This window comes from Corallococcus sp. CA041A, from assembly GCF_003612075.1.
Classification (GTDB): Bacteria; Myxococcota; Myxococcia; order Myxococcales; family Myxococcaceae; genus Corallococcus; species Corallococcus exiguus.
In genome coordinates, this window is sequence record NZ_RAWF01000046.1 from 26,399 (window position 1) to 42,510 (window position 16,112).

Here is a 16,112-nt window from a genome sequence, read left to right on the forward strand (position 1 = left end):
TTACTCCTGACCCGAGCGGGACTTCGCCTTGCTGGGTTTGAGCATGTTGCGGATCTTGTTCTCCAGGTCCTGGGGCAGGCAGGGCTTGGCGACGAACTCGTCCGCGCCCACGGACAGGGCGTGCTCGGCGTTGCCGGCGAGCACGTGGCCGGTGAGGGCCATTACGGGGATGTCACGGGTGCGCGTGTCCTGCTTGATGCGCCGCGTCGCCTCCCAGCCATCCATGACGGGGAGGGACAGGTCCATGAGGATGATGTCCGGCTCCCCCTCCTGGGCCTTCTCCACGGCCTCCAGGCCGTTCTTCGCGGTGTCCACCTCAAACCCGCAGAACTCCAGGTATTCGGCGTACATCTCGCGGGCGTCGTCGAAGTCGTCGACGACGAGGACGCGCTGCTTGGCGGAGTTCACGGGAGCGGGCCCACCGCTCGCGGTTGGCTCACCCTCTGGAGATGTCAGGACCGCGTTCTTCATGGAGCAGAGGCCTCGCATGCAGGGGAGGGGCGGAGCGAATCTAAACACGTCCACCGGAAAGCGCCCGTTCTCGCAAGATTTCCCTGGACGGATCCGAGGGTAGGTCCGTTGTCCGCCAAGCGACAGGGGGACAGGAGACGACAGTGTAGGTGGGCGGAGGGACTGGGGGTAGGGCTAGTCGTTGAGGCGGTGGACGTGGATGGCCGACATGACGGTGTCGGCCGGATCGACCCGCTGCGTCCACGAAATGAGGGGCTCGTCATCCGCGGCCAGGGCGAACGCGGGCGTCCCCCAGGTCTTCTTTCCGGCGCCCGGCATCAGGACGCCCCCCAGCGAGCTCCAGTAGCTTCCCATCCAGCGTCGCGCCTGCCCTCCTACCCGCATGGAGGTGTCGGACGAGGAAGTCGCTTCCGTGGCGAACACCACGAGTTTCTGTTGAGAGTCCCAGGTGATGGACTCCACGACGCGGTCCAGTCCAGGCCCAATGGTGTCCAGGGGATGACCGACCGCAATCCATGTCGAGCCGTCCCACTTCTTGATGAGGCTTCTCCAGGCTCCGTTCACGAGGGCCTTCATCCCCACGAACACGGTCCCGTCGGCCCCCACGGCACTCGCTGTCGGAAGGCCCTCGAGGCCTGACGAGAGGTCCGCCCAGGAGGAACCGGTCCACTGCATCACGCGGCCCACTTCGGGCACGCCCGAACCCAGCTCGCAAAAAGAGAAGACAGGACGCTCCAGTGCATCCAGGTCGAAGCCCAGACGGTTGGTGACCGCGCCTTTCTTCATGGGTAGCGGCAAGCCCTTCGGGCTCCATTGGCTGCCATCCCACTGGTGCAACACGATTTGCGCCTGCGTCGAATCCTCTTCGTACCAGGCCACGATGGGAGGCTCCGGACGCCGGAGCTGAGTCCCATTCACCGGATGCGTCCCTGGGTCAGCGTCGTCGTCAGCGGAGGGCCCAGGGTCTCACAGGTCGTGCCGGTCCATCTCCGGAGTTGGATCTGGCCCTTGAGGCCCTCGTATTCCAGCGACGCCAACAGCGGGCGTCCTTCGACATCCATCTGCAGGGTGCTCTTCCAGAGGAGGTTGTTCGCGCCCGCGCCCAGGGGATTTCCCAGATGCTCCCAGCGCTCACCGTCCCAGCGTTTCACGTGAGCGCTCGCGTCCTGGGTCCAGGCCACGACGGGATGGGAGTCTTGATCCACGCGAAGTGACGTTTCGCTGATGTCGCTCTCCTCGAGCTTTCCGGAGAACAAGGGCTCTCCCACCAGAAGGTAGGCCGGAACATGCCAGTTCCACATCTCCTGCGGCGGCTCGACTGGATTGCCAGCCAGATCCGTCACCCCTGAGGTCACGAAGACCGTGACCGTCGTGTTCAAGATCCGCAAAGCGAAGGGAGTCATCGACAGCGACGTCCCATCGTCCGAGAGAGTGATGTGCGGAATCACGAAGGAGGACGGCGCAGAAACAAATAAGGCCCGCTCGCTGATCGTGCTCCTCAGGAGTAGCTCCGAGAAGGTTGCGTGGATGGCCGCATCCACGGGCACCTGGTTCGCGCCGCTCGCAGGGGACCACGTCAGCATCCGGGGCCGGGTTCGATCGACCGTGATGCCGCGCCCGGGACTCGTGAACACCTGGGTCCCTCGAGTGGCCTGCGCGGTGAGCACATGGCTCCCCTCCGCGATGGACGAGGTTTCGAAGTTCAGTTCATTGGGCGGGGGGAGCTCAGCAACGGGTGCGCCGTCCACCAGCAACTCCACGCGCTCAGGAGTATCGCCCGTGGCCTCCACTCGGATCAGGAGCGGGCCGTTCGTGTAGACGTCCGGCTCCGGCGACATCCAGGCGAGGGAGACCTGCGGCGGGTCGACCACGCCGCCTCCATCCACGGAGGCAGGCGGGACCAGTTCGGGAATCTCCAGGCAGGCACTCGCCTGGAACAGGACGAAGAAGACGAGCAGGCACCGACGCAAGGTCATGTGGGCGGGGGCTAGTGGTTGAGGCGGTAGACGTGGATGGCCGACATATAGGTCTCGGCCGGATCGACCTTCTCGTTCCACGACACGAGGGGTTCGTCATCGCCCGCCAAGGCGAAGTCAGGCAGCCCCCACAGCACTTTGCCCGGGCCCGGCTTCAAGACCTCGCCCAGGGACTCCCATTGGGTTCCCGTCCAGCGCCGCGTCTGCCCAATCCGGCTGCCCGTCTGGGTCGCCGAGGGAGCTTCGGTCACGAGCACGATCAGCGCTCCTTGGGAGTCCTGTGCAATGGCGTCCACGGTCCGGGACGTCCCGCCAGCGATGCCCGCCAACGGTTCGCCGACCGTCACCCAGGCGCCCCCATCCCATTTCCTGACGAGTCCCGTCCAGGCGCCATTGACCAAGGCAGTCCCTCCCACCAGCACGCTCCCGTCCCGCCCCATGACACGGGTTACCGGCAGCAGGCCAAGCCCTGTGGAGATTTCGGTCCAGGAAGTCCCGTTCCACTGCATCACCCGCCCCACGTCGCCAGTGCTCGATTCGAATTGCCGGAAAGAGACGACGGGTCTCTCCGAGGCATCAAGGTCGAACCCCAGGTAATTGATGGTCGCGCCTCTCTTCATTGGCAGTGGCGCGGCCTTGGCCACCCAATTGCTTCCGTCCCACTGGCGGAAGACAACCTGCGCCTGTGAAGCGTTTTCTTCGTGCCATGCCACGACCGGAAGCGCCTGGGCTCTGGACGTAAAACCCATCCACGGGATACCGCTCTGAGCAAGGCTGGTCGTCATGACCGTGCCCATGGGGGCCCATGCTGATCCATTCCATCCGCGGACATGGACCTGGCTCTGGCTGAGGACTGAGGAGTACTCCAACCAGGCCACCATCGGGCGCCCGTCAGCATTGACCTGCAGTGAGTTGCCCCAGGCAGCGGGGGTCGCGCCGCTTTTCATGGGACCGCCCAGATACTCCCAGCCCTCGCCATTCCAGCGTTTCACATGAACCGAACCGTCCTGCGCCCAGCCCACGATGGGCAGGGCATCCATTCCCACCCGGAGTGACGTGTCTCCAATGCTGCTCTCCTCAAACCTCCCTACGAACTGGGGCTCTCCCCATTGGAGATATGCAGGCACGAACCACGCCCAATCCTGGGACAAAGCCTCCAGCCGGTTTCCGGCAAGATCCACGACCGTGTTGGCCATCACCACGCGAACCCGCGCATTGACCGGCAGCGGAGAAGCCGGGCTCAGGGTCAGCGTCCGCCCATCCGCTGAAAGCAGGACCTCCGCCGCCAGGGGTCCGGTATCCGTCATCAATTGGACCGACTGCCCGTTCACGGTGGCGGGGTTCAATGACTCGGAGAAGGTCACTTGAATGGGTGTCTGTATTGGGACTTCGGAGGCGCCGTTGACGGGGGTCTGGCCAATCTGGCGTGGCAGCGTCCGATCCACTACGACATTGCGCTCAGCGCTTAGAAAGACCTGCTCATTTCGCAGAGCGCGCACGACCAGGACATGAGCCCCTTCGGCGAAGCGCCAGGTCTCCCAATCCAGTGCGTATGGGGATTCAAGTGTCTCGACAGCAGCCCCATCCACCAGCAGTTCCACGCGGTCAGGCTCGGGCCCAGTAACCTCCACCTGAATCCGCAGTGTGCCGTTGGTGATGCTGTTCGCGGCTGGAGACGTCCAGTTGAGCAGCACCGGACGCGCATCCACGCTTCCGGCATCTGGCGAGGCACCAGGCCCCAGCTCTGGGATCTGGATGCAGGCGCACGTCAGCAACAGCATGAGCAATGCAAGGTAGAACCGACTTGGGAGCATGAGTTCCATCTGAAGCAAGATCGTATCCACGAAGCTTCGGCCGCATTCCCAGGGAATCCCCTGGTCCATGACGCGCGGGGCAGTCTCGGCGCCGGGATGCCGTGTCTCATTGACAGGACCCTTCGTCCTGTCATCAATGAAAATGCCCCTGTGAAGCCAGGGCTTCACAGGGGCAATGCGTTGCTCAGGTTCTACGGGTCACGCGCCTACGGAGCGGCGGGATTCTTCTGCATGACCATCCCCGTGCCATCCACATCCGCGTTGACGGACTGGCCCCAGATGGTTTCGTAGGCATCGCTGTATCCCTGCTGGGGCAGCTTGCCGAACTCGACCTTGAAGGTCAGCTTGCTGCTCTGGGACTGACCGAAGGAGGTCGCGCCGCCATAAACGAAGTAGTAGCGCGTGCTGTACGACGAGGGCTGGATGCCGAAGACAGGCTTCTCGGCGGGAGTGCCCGTCACATACGGCGCGGTGGGCTCAGCCGAGTAGAGGTAGAACCCTTGCGCATTTCCAATCTCGCCCACGACGTTGCCCAGAATCCCATTGCCATCAAGGTCGTCGTTGAAGAAGACCTGCGCCACAGTGCCAATCAGGGCCTTGATGGGCGCCGAGAACGTCACATAGACGGTCTCACCGCTGTTCAGCTGGATGTTGGTCGGGGCAATCGTGGTGTTTTCCTGGTAGCGGACGTCCGTGATGGACACCGCCTTCGGAGCAGCTTGGTCGCCGCCGAAGAAGAAGCCCGTCTGGCTGTAGTTGCTGCCACCCTCCGCGGCCACCGCGCGGACGAAGATGTTGTACTCCTTGCCCTCCTGCACGATGCCGTTGCCCGGGGTGATGGTCGCCGAGTAACCGCCGACGTTCACCGAGGCCGTCACCGGCAGCGACTCCTTCGCGTACTCGTCCGTCAGGCGCACGAGCAGCGAGCCCGGCTGCACCGGCTGGTTGAAGTACACGTAGATGGGCTCGCCAGGACGCACCATGTTGCGGAGCGGATCCACCTCCGCGGCGCCCTTCAGGCTGGACACGTTGCCACCCTCGATGTTCAGCGCCCCCACGCCCGACGGCTTCGAGAAGTTCAGCTGCGCGAGCGTCGTGGCCTGGGAGCCCACGATGGAGCCACCCGAGTAGCTCTTCGTGTAACCGCCCGTGTCCACCACCCCGTCGCCGTTGGTGTCCATCGGCGCGATCCAGAGGTTGTACGTGCCGCCCAGGCGCGCCAGCTCCACGCCGGAGGGGATGCCGTTGAAGGTCAGGATGCCGTTGGAGTCCGCCGTGGCCTCCACGTAGACCTTGCTGACCACGGAGGAGACGGAGTCGTAGTTGCTCAGGATGACCGAGCCCGCCTTGTCGACCTCCAGCACGCCCTTCGCGCCCACCGCCGGACGGCCCTGCGGCGTCACCACGGTGACGGCCAGCGAGCTGTTCAGCTGCGTCAGCGTCACCGGACCAAAGCTCGCGTTGCCGTTGTTGATGGGCACCGTGCCCGCGGCGGCCGGCACGATGGAGGACGCACGCAGCGTCGAGTAGCCGCCCTTGCTGAACGTCAGCAGCACCTGCGCGGCCGCCGGCACGTCCGTCATCACGAAGTTGCCGCTGGCATCCGTCGTCGCCGACTTGCCCGTCGGCTGGCTGCCAATCGTCATCGCGACCGTGACGTCCGCGAGCGGCTGCAGCGTCGTGCTCAGCACCTGGCCCGACACCGTGCCCTTCGGCGTGGAAGGCACCACCACCGACACGTTGTTCGGATCACGGATACCGTCCGCGACACCATCGTTGTCCGCGTCAGTCGGGTCACCGCACCCCCAAACCATCAGCGGCAACACGGCCATCAGCACTTGCTTCTTCATCGTCCCCACCTTGAATTTATGACGGAATTTTCACGCCCCAGCTGCTCCCAAAAGGGCGGAAATCGGACACTCCCCGACCCGGGCCCACGCCGTCAAGGTGGGGTGAATTTTACCCAAGGGCTTCCAAGCGCCCCGAACCAGGATGACTCGCCATGTCAGACGTCAACGACCCCTGCCTGGGCTGCGCCATCGTTCGCGGGGAGGTCCACCCACCGGGTGGCGTGCTCGCGCGGGTGCCCGGGCTCGTCCTCCACGGGGTGGCGTCCCCCAGCCCCGTCCCGGGCTGGGTGGTGCTCACCAGCGATCAGCATGTGCGCGGCTGGTATGACTTGGACGAGGGGGCCTCGCGGGAGCTGGGGCCGTTCGCCGCCCGGGTGATGCGCGCCCAACGCGAGGTGCTCGGCGCCGAGCACGTCTACGCCTTCGCCATTGGGGACGTGCTCCGCCACTTCCACCTGCACCTCGTCCCCCGCTTCGCGGACACCCCGTCCCACCTCCGGGGTCGGGGCGCCTTCGACGCGGTCCCGGCGGAGCACCTTTCGCCGGAAACGCTGGAAGCCGCGGCCCGGCGGCTGGCGGCGGCGCTCGCCCGCTGACCCACGCCGGGCGTGCGGTGCTCTTCCGGGTTGGCCAGTGTCATGGACCTGACACCGTATCGGGGGAAGAATGCCGGCGCCCTCATGCGTGCGTTCCCCCTCGGTCCCTGGCTGCTGTCCCTCTGGCTCCTCACCGCCGGTCCCGCACTCGCGGACAACAACGCGGATGAGGCGGACATCGCCTTCGAGCTGGGCAACGACGCCTACTCGCACGGCAACTACACCGAGGCGCTGCGCTCGTACTTCACCAGCTACCGGCTGGTCCCCAACCGCAACGTCCTCTTCAACATCGCGCGCTGCTTCGAAGCGCTGGGCAAGTTCAACGAGGCGTACCGCTACTACAACGACCTGCTCGGCGAGGACCTGCCGGCCGAGGACGCCTCGGAGGTCACCCGCTCCCTGGAGCGGCTGCGCCCCAAGGTCGCCCTGGTTCGCGTCACCACCAATCCCCGCGGCGCGGAGGTCTTCGTGGACCGCGCGGACCTGGGCAGCCGGGGCCGCTCGCCGCAGACGCTCGCGCTGTCGCCGGGCCGCCACAAGGTCCTGGTCCAGAAGTCCGGCTACCGCCCCACCGAGGCCGCCGTCACCCTCGTCCGGGGCCGGGAAGTGCCCGTGGACCTGGACCTGGCCCTCATCACCGGCATGGTGGACATCACCGGCAGCCCCGAGGGCGCGGAGGTGCGCGACAGCCCCACCGGCCCCGTCCTGGGCCGCATCCCCGCGAAGCTGCGCCTGTCTCCGGGCCAGCGCGTGCTGCACGTGCGCGCGCCCGGCCACGCTCCCGGTCAGTACGTCATCGACGTGCCCGCCGAAGGCACCCTGCCACTCGCCGTCACGCTGACCGCCCAGACGGCGCCCAGCGGCCGCGTCGTCGTCACCGCCAACCACGACGGAGCCACCGTGCGCGTGGACGGCCGGCCCGCGGGCTTCACCCCCACCGTCGTCACCCTCCCGCAGGGCGAGCACGTGCTGGAGGTGGAGAGCCGCGACGTGCGCCCCGTGCGCCAGAAGGTCACCGTCATCCCCGACCAGGAGGTGAAGGTCCACGCCACCCTGCGCTACGAGCCGCCTCCGGTGCGCGCCGCGTCCAAGCGCCTCCTGTCCGTGGACGAGGCCCCCGCCTCCACCACCGTGCTCACGCCGGAGGAGCTGCGCGCGTTCGGCTGGCGCACCCTGGCGGAGGCGCTGGCGGGCGTGCGCGGCTTCTTCCTCACCGACGACCGGACGTACACGTACCTGGGCGTGCGCGGCTTCTCTCCGCCGGGCGACCTCAACACGCGCATCCTCATCCTCTGGGACGGCCACGCGATGAACGACGTGTGGGCCGGCCAGGGCTACGCGGCGCATGACCTCAGCGTGGACCTGGAAGAGGTGGAGCGCATCGAGGTGGTGCGCGGCCCCGGCAGCGCGCTGTACGGCACGGGCGCGTTCTTCGGCGTCATCAACGTGGTGCCGCGCGAGTCGCTGGGCCTGGACCGGCGGCTGGAGATCACCGGCGCCGTGGGCGCGCTGGGCTCCACGCTCGTGCACGCGACCACGTCGTGGGAGGACCCCCAGCGCTCCGTCCTCTTCAGCCTCGCGGGCATGAAGTCCCACGGCGCGGACACCACCCGCCTGGGCGACTCGGGCCCCATCGTCACCGGCCTGGACGGCGAGAGGGCCGGCACCGGTTCGCTGCGCGCTCGCCTGGGCAACCTGTCCCTGGTGGCCCGGCTGCACGGGCGCAGCAAGGACGTGCCCACCGCTCCCTATGGCACCGTGGTGGGCGCGCAGGGCACGCGCGTGCAGGACGTGCGCGGCTTCGCCGAGGCCAAGTACGAACGCCCCCTGTCCGAGCGCTTCGTCCTGTCCCTGCGCGGCGCGCTGGACCTGAGCCGCTACAAGGGCCACTGGAACTACGACGGCGGCGACAACGCGGTGACGAACACCGACTCCGGCGCGGCGGACTGGCTCACCGGCGAGGCGCGCCTGCTGGCGGTCCTGTCCGAAGCCAACCGCCTCACCGTGGGCGTGGAGGGCCAGGCCCAGCTGCGCGTGGACCAGAAGAGCGTGGGCCCCGCGGTGGCCGCGTCACTGGGCTCGCGGACGCGCTCGCTCGTGTCCGTGTACGCACTGGACGAATGGCGCCTGCACCCGCGCCTGAGCCTGTCCCTGGGCTTCCGCGTGGACATGTACTCCGACCTGGACTCGCTGCCGCTCACGCCCCGGCTCGCGGTCATCGGCCGGCCGTATGAGCAGGGCCTCACCAAGCTCGTCATCGGCCGCGCGTTCCGCGCCCCCAACGTCTACGAGCTGTTCTACGAGGACAACCTCCTCACCCAGCGCCCCGCGGGGCCGCTGCAGCCGGAGACCATCACCACCTTCGAGGTGGAGCACTCGCACGACCTGACGCACGAGCTGCGCCTGACGGTCGCGGGCTACCACAACCGCATCTCCCAGCTCGTCACGCTCACCACCGAGTCCGCGGCCACGCCCGCTTGCGGCACCCAGAGCGCGCCCACCCAGTGCCTCGTCTACGCGAACAACTCCGGCGAGACGCTCGCGTGGGGCGCGGAGGCCGGGCTGCACTGGCAGCCGGGCCGCTGGCTGCTGGTGGACCTGAGCTATTCGTACGTGACGCTGCGCAACGCCTCGCAGGACGTGGTGGAGGCCGCGCCCGCGCACCTGGCCTCCGGACGCTTCCTGCTGCCCGTGGGCAACGGCGACATGCGCATCGCCACGCAGGCCACCTACCAGAGCGCCCGGGTGCCGAGCGTCGCTGGCGCGGCCAGCGGGGAGGCGCTGCTCGTGGGCTTCGGCGTGTCCGGTGACTACGGCCGGCTGCGCTACTTCGCGGGCGTGAACAATCTGCTCGACTCGCGCTACGCCTTCGTCGTGAGCGACGACGTGTCCGCCGGTCCCGTGCCGCAGTACGGCCGCACCTTCAACCTCCAGCTCACCGGCAGCTTCTGACAGACTCCCGCGCCATGAATGACCTCCGCTTCGACTTCATCGACCCCCGCCATCCGCTCTACGCGGGCGAGCTGGAGCTGCGCTTCCGCGTGCTTCGCGAGCCGCTGGGCCATGCACGCGAGGACGTGAAGTTCCCCTTCGAGGACGCCAGCCTCCACCTGGTGGCCCACGCGAATGGCGACGTGCTGGGCTGCGTGCTCTTCCACCCGGAGGACGCGCACGGCGGCCGGCTCTTCCAGATGGCGGTGTCGCCCTCGCTGCAGAAGAAGGGCCTGGGCGCGAAGCTGGTGCGCGCGCTGGAAGAGGAGCTGCGCACGCGCGGCTTCCGCCACGTCCACCTGCATGCGCGGGCCCCCGTCGTCCCCTTCTACGAGCGCCTGGGCTACGCGCCGTACGGCGAGCTCTACGAAGAGGTGGGCATCCCCCACCGGAACATGCAGCGCGACATCTGAGGCTTCAGGTCGCGGAGGCCTGGGCCGCCGGCAGACGGCGGCCACTCCAGAGCACCACCACCAGAGCCGTGAGCGACATCGCCCCGCCCACCGCGCACACGCCCGGCCAGCCCGCGCGCGTCCACGCCGTCATGCCCGCCCACGCTCCCGCGGCACCGCCCACGAAGTAGGTCACCATGTAGAGCGTGTTGAGGCGGCTCCGGGCGTCGGGCCGCAGCGAATACACCCGCGCCTGGTTGGCGATTTGATTCGCCTGCGCGCCCAGGTCCAGCAGCACCACGCCCAGCGCGATGCCCCACAGCGAGTGCCCCACGAGCCACAGCACGACGAAGGACGCCAGCAGCACGGCGATGGCCAGCGCGTTGATGCGCCGGTCCCCTCGCTGGTCCGCGTAGCGCCCCACCAGCGGCGCGATGGCCGCGCCCGCCACGCCCACCACGCCGAAGAGGCCCGCCACCTGCGCGTCGTAGTGCCCGGGCAGTGAGCGCAGGTAGAGCGCCAGCGTGGCCCAGAACGCGCTGAACGCTCCGAAGGTCAGCCCTCCCAGCAGCGCGTGCAGCCGCAGCACCGGCTCCGTGCGGGCCAGGTGGATGAGCGACCGCATCAACTGGGGATAGGGCATGGAGACCGAGGGCGGTTGCGCGGGCAGCGTGAAGCGCAGCACGACGCCCGTCACCACCATCAAGACCGCGGCCACGAAGAACATGGTGCGCCAGCCCAGGTGCGTGCCCACGAAGCCCGCCGCCGTGCGCGACAAGAGGATGCCGATGAGCAACCCGCTCATCACCGTGCCCACCACGCGTCCGCGCTCCGAGGGCGCCGCGAGCTGCGCCGCGAACGGGATGATCATCTGCGGCACCACCGTGGTCACGCCGATGGCGAAGCTCGCCGCCACCAGCACGTGCAGGCTGGGAGCGAGCCCCGCGACCACCAGCGCCACACCCACGCAGCCACACAACAGGAGGATGACCTTGCGGCGCTCCAGGCTGTCGCCCAGCGGCACCAGGAACAGCATGCCCACCGCGTAGCCCACCTGCGTCAGCGTGGGCACCAGACCCAGTGCGCTCCCGTCCGCACCCAGCGTCCGTCCGATGTCTCCCAGCAGGGGCTGGTTGTAATAGAGGTTCGCGACGGTGACGGCGCCGGCCACCGCCATCAGCCAGACGAGAGAGGGACGGAGCGAAGCGGAAGGCGCGGGGTCGGAAGGCGTCTGCATGGCGGGCGGCGCAACGGATAAGCCCCGCATGGACGCGCTTCAAGCAGGACCTGCGCGCCCAGCACCGTCCGGGCGGGCAGGCCGTGCGTGCCCCCCTTCCCCACGGGGCCCGCGCGCGGCAGGCTGCGGGCCATGCTTCGTTCCCTCCTGCTGTGCGCGGTGCTGGCCCTGGCCGGCTGTGGTGACTCTTCATCCTCCTCGGGTGACCCCGCGGACGTGACCTACGCCGATTCCCTGGGCGTGGACCTGTCCGCGATGAACAAGAGCGAGTCCGGCCTCTACACGCAGGACCTGGTCGTGGGCACCGGCAAGGAGGCCGTCAAGGGCAGCCGCGTGCAGGTGCACTACGCGGGCTGGCTGCCGGATGGCTCCATGTTCGACAACAGCCGCTCGCGCGGTGAGGCCTTCACCTTCTCGGTGGGCGCGGGCCAGGTCATCGACGGATGGGACGAGGGGCTCGTCGGCATGCGCGTGGGCGGCAAGCGCAAGCTCGTCATCCCCTCCGACCTGGGCTACGGCTCGCGTGGCTCCGCGCCCGTCATCCCCAGCGACGCCGTGCTCGTCTTCGACGTGGAGTTGATGAACATCTTCTGATGCGCGTGACGAGGGGCCCCGGCGTGGACTTCAAACGCCGGGCGTTCCCCCGGACACGGGCGGTGCCGGAGGCGAGCGCTTCTTCGGAATCGTGGAGCGGCCCTTCGGCCCTTTCAGCGCCACGCCCAGCAGCATCGTCGCGGGCAGCATCATGCCCAGCCCCTGCGTGAGGTCCTGCGGGGGATGGTTCACCACGCCCAGCACCATTCCGGCGAATAGCAGGCCGCAGATGACGCGGAGGATGAGGGCGTTCACGGTCGAAGGCTCCCAGGCGGGCAATGCCCGGTGGCGGGCGGCCGGAGCATAGCGCGCGGCGCCCCGCCGCGCTGTCCGTTAAGGTCGCCCCGTGAGCCCCCTCAAACGCTTCCAGCCCGGCTATGAACCGCCCGCTCGCTCGCGCGACATCGCGCTCCTGTTCGCCACGCGCGGCATGGACCTGCTCGTGTCCGAGCAGGACGGCCGACTCGACCTGCCCCGGTGCTCGGCCCTGCCGGAGGCCGCGGTCAGCGCCCACTTCCTGGGCATGCTCGACGACACGGACTGCTATGCGGCAGCAATGCCGGGAGATTTCACGCCGCCAGAGGGGCTGAAGTTCGTGCCCGCCCGCTCGCTCTACAAGCAGGTGGACGAGGCGACCTTCGCCGTGGCGGGCCGCGCGCTCTCCATCTCCGAGTGGGACCTCAACCACCGCTTCTGCGGCAAGTGCGGCGCGGCCACGCAGCTCGTGCCTGGCGAACGCGCTCGCCGATGCCCGGTGGACCACACGCCGTTCTATCCGCGCATCGCTCCGGCGGTCATCGTCCTCATCACCCGGGGTGACGAGATGCTGCTCGCGCGCAACGCGTCCTTCCCGGAGCCCTTCTTCAGCACCGTCGCCGGCTTCGTGGACGCCGGCGAGTCGCTGGAGGAGACCGTGCTGCGCGAGGTGAAGGAGGAGGTGGGCGTGGACCTGAAGAACGTCACCTACTTCGGCAGCCAGCCGTGGCCCTTCGGCCGCTCGCTGATGGTGGGCTTCATGGCCGAGTACGCGGGCGGCGATGTCGTCGTGGACGGCAAGGAAATCGCCGAGGCGCGCTGGTTCGGCGTGGACGACCTGCCGCGCATCCCGCCCCGCCTGAGCATCGCGCGCCACCTCATCGACACCTTCATCGACCGGGTGAAGGCCCGCCGGGCTTGACCCCTTCCCCCCAAGGGTGCGCTTGATGCGCCCCTTCGCACGCCATGCCTGCCGCACGCCCGCACATCGAGCCCCGCCGCGTCCCCACCGCCGACTCCGTCGTGGTGAAGGAACTCTATCTCTCACTCCAGGGTGAGTCGTCCCACGCCGGCATGCTGTGCGGCTTCATCCGCCTCACCGGCTGCCACCTGCGCTGCACGTACTGCGACAGCGAGTTCGCCTTCCACGGCGGCAGCCGCATGAAGGTCTCCGAGGTCGTCGAGAAGGCGCTGGCCTGGAACTCGCCCACCGTGGAGGTGACAGGTGGCGAGCCCCTGCTCCAGCCCGGCGTGTATCCGTTGATGGAGGCGCTGCTGGACGCAGGCCTCAAGGTGCTGCTGGAGACGAGCGGCGCCATCGACGTGCGGCTCGTGCCCCCGGCCGTCCACAAAATCGTGGACATGAAGACGCCGTCGTCCGGCGAGTGCGACCGCAACGACTACCGCAACCTCACGTCCATGAACGCCAACGACGAGCTCAAAATCGTCATCGGCTCACGTGTGGACTACGAGTGGGCGCGCGCGCTCGTGCAGGAGCACCAGCTGGGAAAGAAGCCCTACGGCGTCCTGTTCTCCACCATCTTCGACAAGCTCCACCCGCGCCAGCTGGCGGAGTGGATCATCGAGGACCGGCTGCCGGTGCGCTTCCAGCTCCAGATGCACAAGTACCTCTGGGACCCCAACGAACGCGGCGTGTGACGCGCGCCCTCAGGGCCCGTGCCGCCTCAGAGTCGTCAGCACCACGGCGATGAGCGCGCCCCACGCCAGCAGCCCCAGCAGGTTCACCGCGGACAGCACGCGCAGCACGATGGCGAAGCCCCGGTCGCCCACTTCTTCGCGGCGCCGCAGCTTCCGCGTGGAGATAAGGGTGCCCGCCACCGCCGCCGCGAACGCCCCCATCAGCACCAGCAGCACCGTCGTCCCTTCGCCCTGCCTCCCCCCTGAGAACATCCACAGCGGCGCGACGAGCAACAGGAGCCCCAGGACGTTGGCCAGCAGCGCCAGCCGCACCGCGCGCGATGGGCGCATGTCCTGGAAGCGCCGCTCGGCGCAGGGCGCGCAGTACGCCGTCTCCTTCAGCACCTCCGTGCACGCACCGCACAGGTAGCCGCCGCAGCGCGCGCAGAGGGCCACCGCGGCCGCGTCCGGATGCTGGCCACAGCGGGCACCCGTGGGGCTCGCGGTCATGCGCGGAGGCCTAGAAGCCGGGGGGCGGCATGCGGGCCATCGCCGCCGAGATGCCGTGCGCGCCCATGCCCAGGAACACCGCCGTCAGCACCGTGCTGGCCACGAAGCCCGCGACGATGAGGTTCTTGCGCGGGTGCTCGAACTGGCTGAACGCGTAGACGAGCATGTAGCAGGGGATGAGCAGCACCATGACGCCCGTGCCCACGCTGCGGCGGAAGGCGTGCGTCAGCAGGAGGGCCGCGCACACGAGCGAGACGACCCCGAACAGGATGGCGAGTGGCAGGAGCGGCACACCCGCCCCCTTAGCACGCCTTCGCCCCTTTCGCGGCGGGCGTGCGCATACTAAGGACGGCCCGCCGCCCACCCGCCGAGGAGGTCCCCACCATGGCCATGCTCAAGACGTTCCTCATCTTCATCCTGGCCGGCACCCTGCTGGGCACCTTCATCGCGTCGCTGGCGGCCCCCTCCTACATCGAGTGGAACAACAGCACGCCGCTCGCCACGCAGACCATGTGCAACCTGCCAGAGGTGGTGCGCAGCGTGACGGCGTCGCTGATGCACTCGCAGCTGATGGGCGCGGCCATTGGCGCGGGCGTGGGCCTGGTGGCCGCCATCCTCTTCGCCGTGCGCGCCCGGAGCCGCGCGAAGCAGCGTCCGGGCTCTCCGCCTCCCGCGGCCACCGCCGCCTGAGGCCTGCGCGCTACTGCTGCTTCCGCAGGATGAAGAGCGGAGGCGACTGGCCCAACAGCACGCCCCCGTTGTGGTCCTCCACCTCCACGTAGAGGTAGATGGGCTGGTTCGGGTCCTCCAGCGGCGCCGGCGCCGTCCAGGTGGGCGTGGCGATGTTGGCGTTGCTGAACACGCCGCCCGCGTTCGAGGGGTTCTGCGTCCAGCGGAAGTAGATCTCGTCGTTGTCCGCGTCCGTCACCTCCAGCTGCAGCTGGATGACGGTGCCCTCCTCGAACTTGAGTCCGCCCGGCGTGGACGGCGAGCCCAACGGGCGCGGTCCTGCGGTGATGACGGGCTGGTGGTTGGGAGCGCCGCACCCCACGCTCCCCAGACCCAGGGCAAGCAAAGCGAACAAGAACGAGCGAGAACGCGACATGGACTTCCCCCTGCTAGGACAGGCCACACCCTAATTCGGCCCCTGGCGTTCCGTACACCCACCCGAAGGCCCCGGCCGTTTCATCAGCAGGCGATGAAACACCCGCGGGCGCCGCGCCAACTGTCGCTCGGCGCGCATCCCGCGTCGTGAAGAGAACCCATTCCGCCAACAAGGCGGGGGGACGTGCGTCAACGCCGTCCCGGACGCCGCGTGAACAGCAGCAACTTGTCCGCGCGCGTCAGCCGCTTGATGGCGGCCTCGCGGCGCAGGGCGGTGCTCCGGTCCTCTGCGGGCTCGCTCCACACCAGCGTCACCGGCAGCCGGGCTCGCGTGTACGCGGCGCCCTTGCCCCGGCCGTGCGTGGCCAGGCGACGCTCCAGGTTGTTGGTGGCACCCGTGTAGAGCGTGCCGTCCTGGCAGCGCAGCATGTACACGGTCCAGGCGGTGGGAGGGGCTTCCGACACGGCGAGCCCCACTCTACAGCCAGGACCGAGCCCCTCAGAAAAGCTTCTGCCTGTCCCCACGCCTGCCGTGCAGGCGCGCCAGCCGCCGCTTCTGGCTGCGGACCGCGTGAGTCTTGCGAACCCGCGCCATGACGTCCGACACCTGCGCCAGCGGATCCGTCCGCCACCCCGCCAGCACCTGCGTTTCGTGCACCACGCCTACCAGGCTGCCCCCTGCCC

The 16,112-nt window shown here is 68.5% G+C and carries 18 protein-coding genes and 1 pseudogene; 7 read left to right on the plus strand and 12 right to left on the minus strand.

Annotated features, from left to right (window positions below; all coding sequences use genetic code 11):
* From D7V77_RS10845 to D7V77_RS10865, 5 genes are all read right to left on the minus strand, one after another.
* Positions 1–471, minus strand: coding sequence for a response regulator (locus tag D7V77_RS10845; protein ID WP_120576209.1), 471 nt, complete (start codon positions 469–471; stop codon positions 1–3).
* Positions 472–645: 174 nt separating this feature from the next.
* Positions 646–1,257, minus strand: a complete 612-nt coding sequence (locus D7V77_RS10850; RefSeq protein WP_147452038.1) for a hypothetical protein — start codon at positions 1,255–1,257, stop codon at positions 646–648.
* A gap of 128 nt (positions 1,258–1,385) precedes the next feature.
* On the minus strand, positions 1,386–2,342 hold the full coding sequence (locus D7V77_RS10855) for an Ig-like domain-containing protein (RefSeq protein ID WP_158624378.1): 957 nt from the start codon (positions 2,340–2,342) through the stop codon (positions 1,386–1,388).
* 116 nt (positions 2,343–2,458) lie between these two features.
* Positions 2,459–4,270: an Ig-like domain-containing protein gene (locus D7V77_RS10860; protein WP_158624379.1), complete on the minus strand. Its 1,812-nt coding sequence runs from the start codon at positions 4,268–4,270 to the stop codon at positions 2,459–2,461.
* Between the two features lie 197 nt (positions 4,271–4,467).
* Positions 4,468–6,111: a carboxypeptidase-like regulatory domain-containing protein gene (locus D7V77_RS10865; protein ID WP_120576194.1), complete on the minus strand. Its 1,644-nt coding sequence runs from the start codon at positions 6,109–6,111 to the stop codon at positions 4,468–4,470.
* A gap of 152 nt (positions 6,112–6,263) precedes the next feature.
* On the opposite strand from D7V77_RS10865, the gene D7V77_RS10870 reads away from it, so the two are divergent.
* The 3 genes from D7V77_RS10870 to D7V77_RS10880 all read left to right on the plus strand — a co-directional run bounded on the left by D7V77_RS10870 (position 6,264) and on the right by D7V77_RS10880 (position 10,111).
* Positions 6,264–6,707, plus strand: a complete 444-nt coding sequence (locus tag D7V77_RS10870) for an HIT family protein (protein ID WP_120576195.1) — start codon at positions 6,264–6,266, stop codon at positions 6,705–6,707.
* A gap of 84 nt (positions 6,708–6,791) precedes the next feature.
* Positions 6,792–9,659 (plus strand): TonB-dependent receptor, encoded by a 2,868-nt coding sequence (locus D7V77_RS10875; RefSeq protein ID WP_120576196.1) that lies wholly within the window; start codon positions 6,792–6,794, stop codon positions 9,657–9,659.
* A gap of 14 nt (positions 9,660–9,673) precedes the next feature.
* Positions 9,674–10,111, plus strand: a complete 438-nt coding sequence (locus D7V77_RS10880) for a GNAT family N-acetyltransferase (protein WP_120576197.1) — start codon at positions 9,674–9,676, stop codon at positions 10,109–10,111.
* 4 nt (positions 10,112–10,115) lie between these two features.
* Here the strand turns inward: D7V77_RS10880 and D7V77_RS10885 are convergent, their stop codons facing one another.
* Positions 10,116–11,327, minus strand: a complete 1,212-nt coding sequence (locus tag D7V77_RS10885; RefSeq protein WP_120576210.1) for an MFS transporter — start codon at positions 11,325–11,327, stop codon at positions 10,116–10,118.
* 132 nt (positions 11,328–11,459) lie between these two features.
* Here D7V77_RS10885 and D7V77_RS10890 point away from each other — a divergent pair, with 132 nt between their 5' ends.
* Positions 11,460–11,921: an FKBP-type peptidyl-prolyl cis-trans isomerase gene (locus tag D7V77_RS10890; RefSeq protein ID WP_169821022.1), complete on the plus strand. Its 462-nt coding sequence runs from the start codon at positions 11,460–11,462 to the stop codon at positions 11,919–11,921.
* A 30-nt stretch (positions 11,922–11,951) separates the two neighbouring features.
* On the opposite strand, the gene D7V77_RS10895 is transcribed toward D7V77_RS10890, so the two are convergent.
* The gene (locus D7V77_RS10895; RefSeq protein WP_120576199.1) at positions 11,952–12,176 is read right to left on the minus strand and encodes a hypothetical protein; all 225 of its coding nucleotides are present in this window, start codon (positions 12,174–12,176) and stop codon (positions 11,952–11,954) included.
* Between the two features lie 91 nt (positions 12,177–12,267).
* Between D7V77_RS10895 and nudC the strand changes: the two genes are divergently transcribed.
* Positions 12,268–13,098, plus strand: coding sequence for an NAD(+) diphosphatase (gene nudC / locus D7V77_RS10900; protein ID WP_120576200.1), 831 nt, complete (start codon positions 12,268–12,270; stop codon positions 13,096–13,098).
* A gap of 44 nt (positions 13,099–13,142) precedes the next feature.
* On the plus strand, positions 13,143–13,835 hold the full coding sequence (locus tag D7V77_RS10905) for a radical SAM protein (protein WP_120576201.1): 693 nt from the start codon (positions 13,143–13,145) through the stop codon (positions 13,833–13,835).
* Between the two features lie 9 nt (positions 13,836–13,844).
* Here D7V77_RS10905 and D7V77_RS10910 read toward each other — a convergent pair whose 3' ends face one another.
* A complete protein-coding gene (locus D7V77_RS10910; protein ID WP_120576202.1) occupies positions 13,845–14,324 on the minus strand; it encodes a hypothetical protein in 480 nt (159 codons plus the stop codon).
* Between the two features lie 10 nt (positions 14,325–14,334).
* A complete protein-coding gene (locus D7V77_RS10915; protein WP_120576203.1) occupies positions 14,335–14,616 on the minus strand; it encodes a hypothetical protein in 282 nt (93 codons plus the stop codon).
* Positions 14,617–14,708: 92 nt separating this feature from the next.
* Here D7V77_RS10915 and D7V77_RS10920 point away from each other — a divergent pair, with 92 nt between their 5' ends.
* Positions 14,709–15,014, plus strand: coding sequence for a hypothetical protein (locus D7V77_RS10920; RefSeq protein WP_120576204.1), 306 nt, complete (start codon positions 14,709–14,711; stop codon positions 15,012–15,014).
* Between the two features lie 10 nt (positions 15,015–15,024).
* Here D7V77_RS10920 and D7V77_RS10925 read toward each other — a convergent pair whose 3' ends face one another.
* The 3 genes and pseudogenes from D7V77_RS10925 to D7V77_RS10935 all read right to left on the minus strand — a co-directional run.
* Positions 15,025–15,429 (minus strand): hypothetical protein, encoded by a 405-nt coding sequence (locus D7V77_RS10925; RefSeq protein ID WP_126934565.1) that lies wholly within the window; start codon positions 15,427–15,429, stop codon positions 15,025–15,027.
* Positions 15,430–15,617: 188 nt separating this feature from the next.
* Positions 15,618–15,857 (minus strand): GIY-YIG nuclease family protein, encoded by a 240-nt coding sequence (locus D7V77_RS10930; RefSeq protein WP_120576211.1) that lies wholly within the window; start codon positions 15,855–15,857, stop codon positions 15,618–15,620.
* 70 nt (positions 15,858–15,927) lie between these two features.
* Positions 15,928–16,112: pseudogene (locus D7V77_RS10935) on the minus strand (hypothetical protein); the annotation flags it as partial.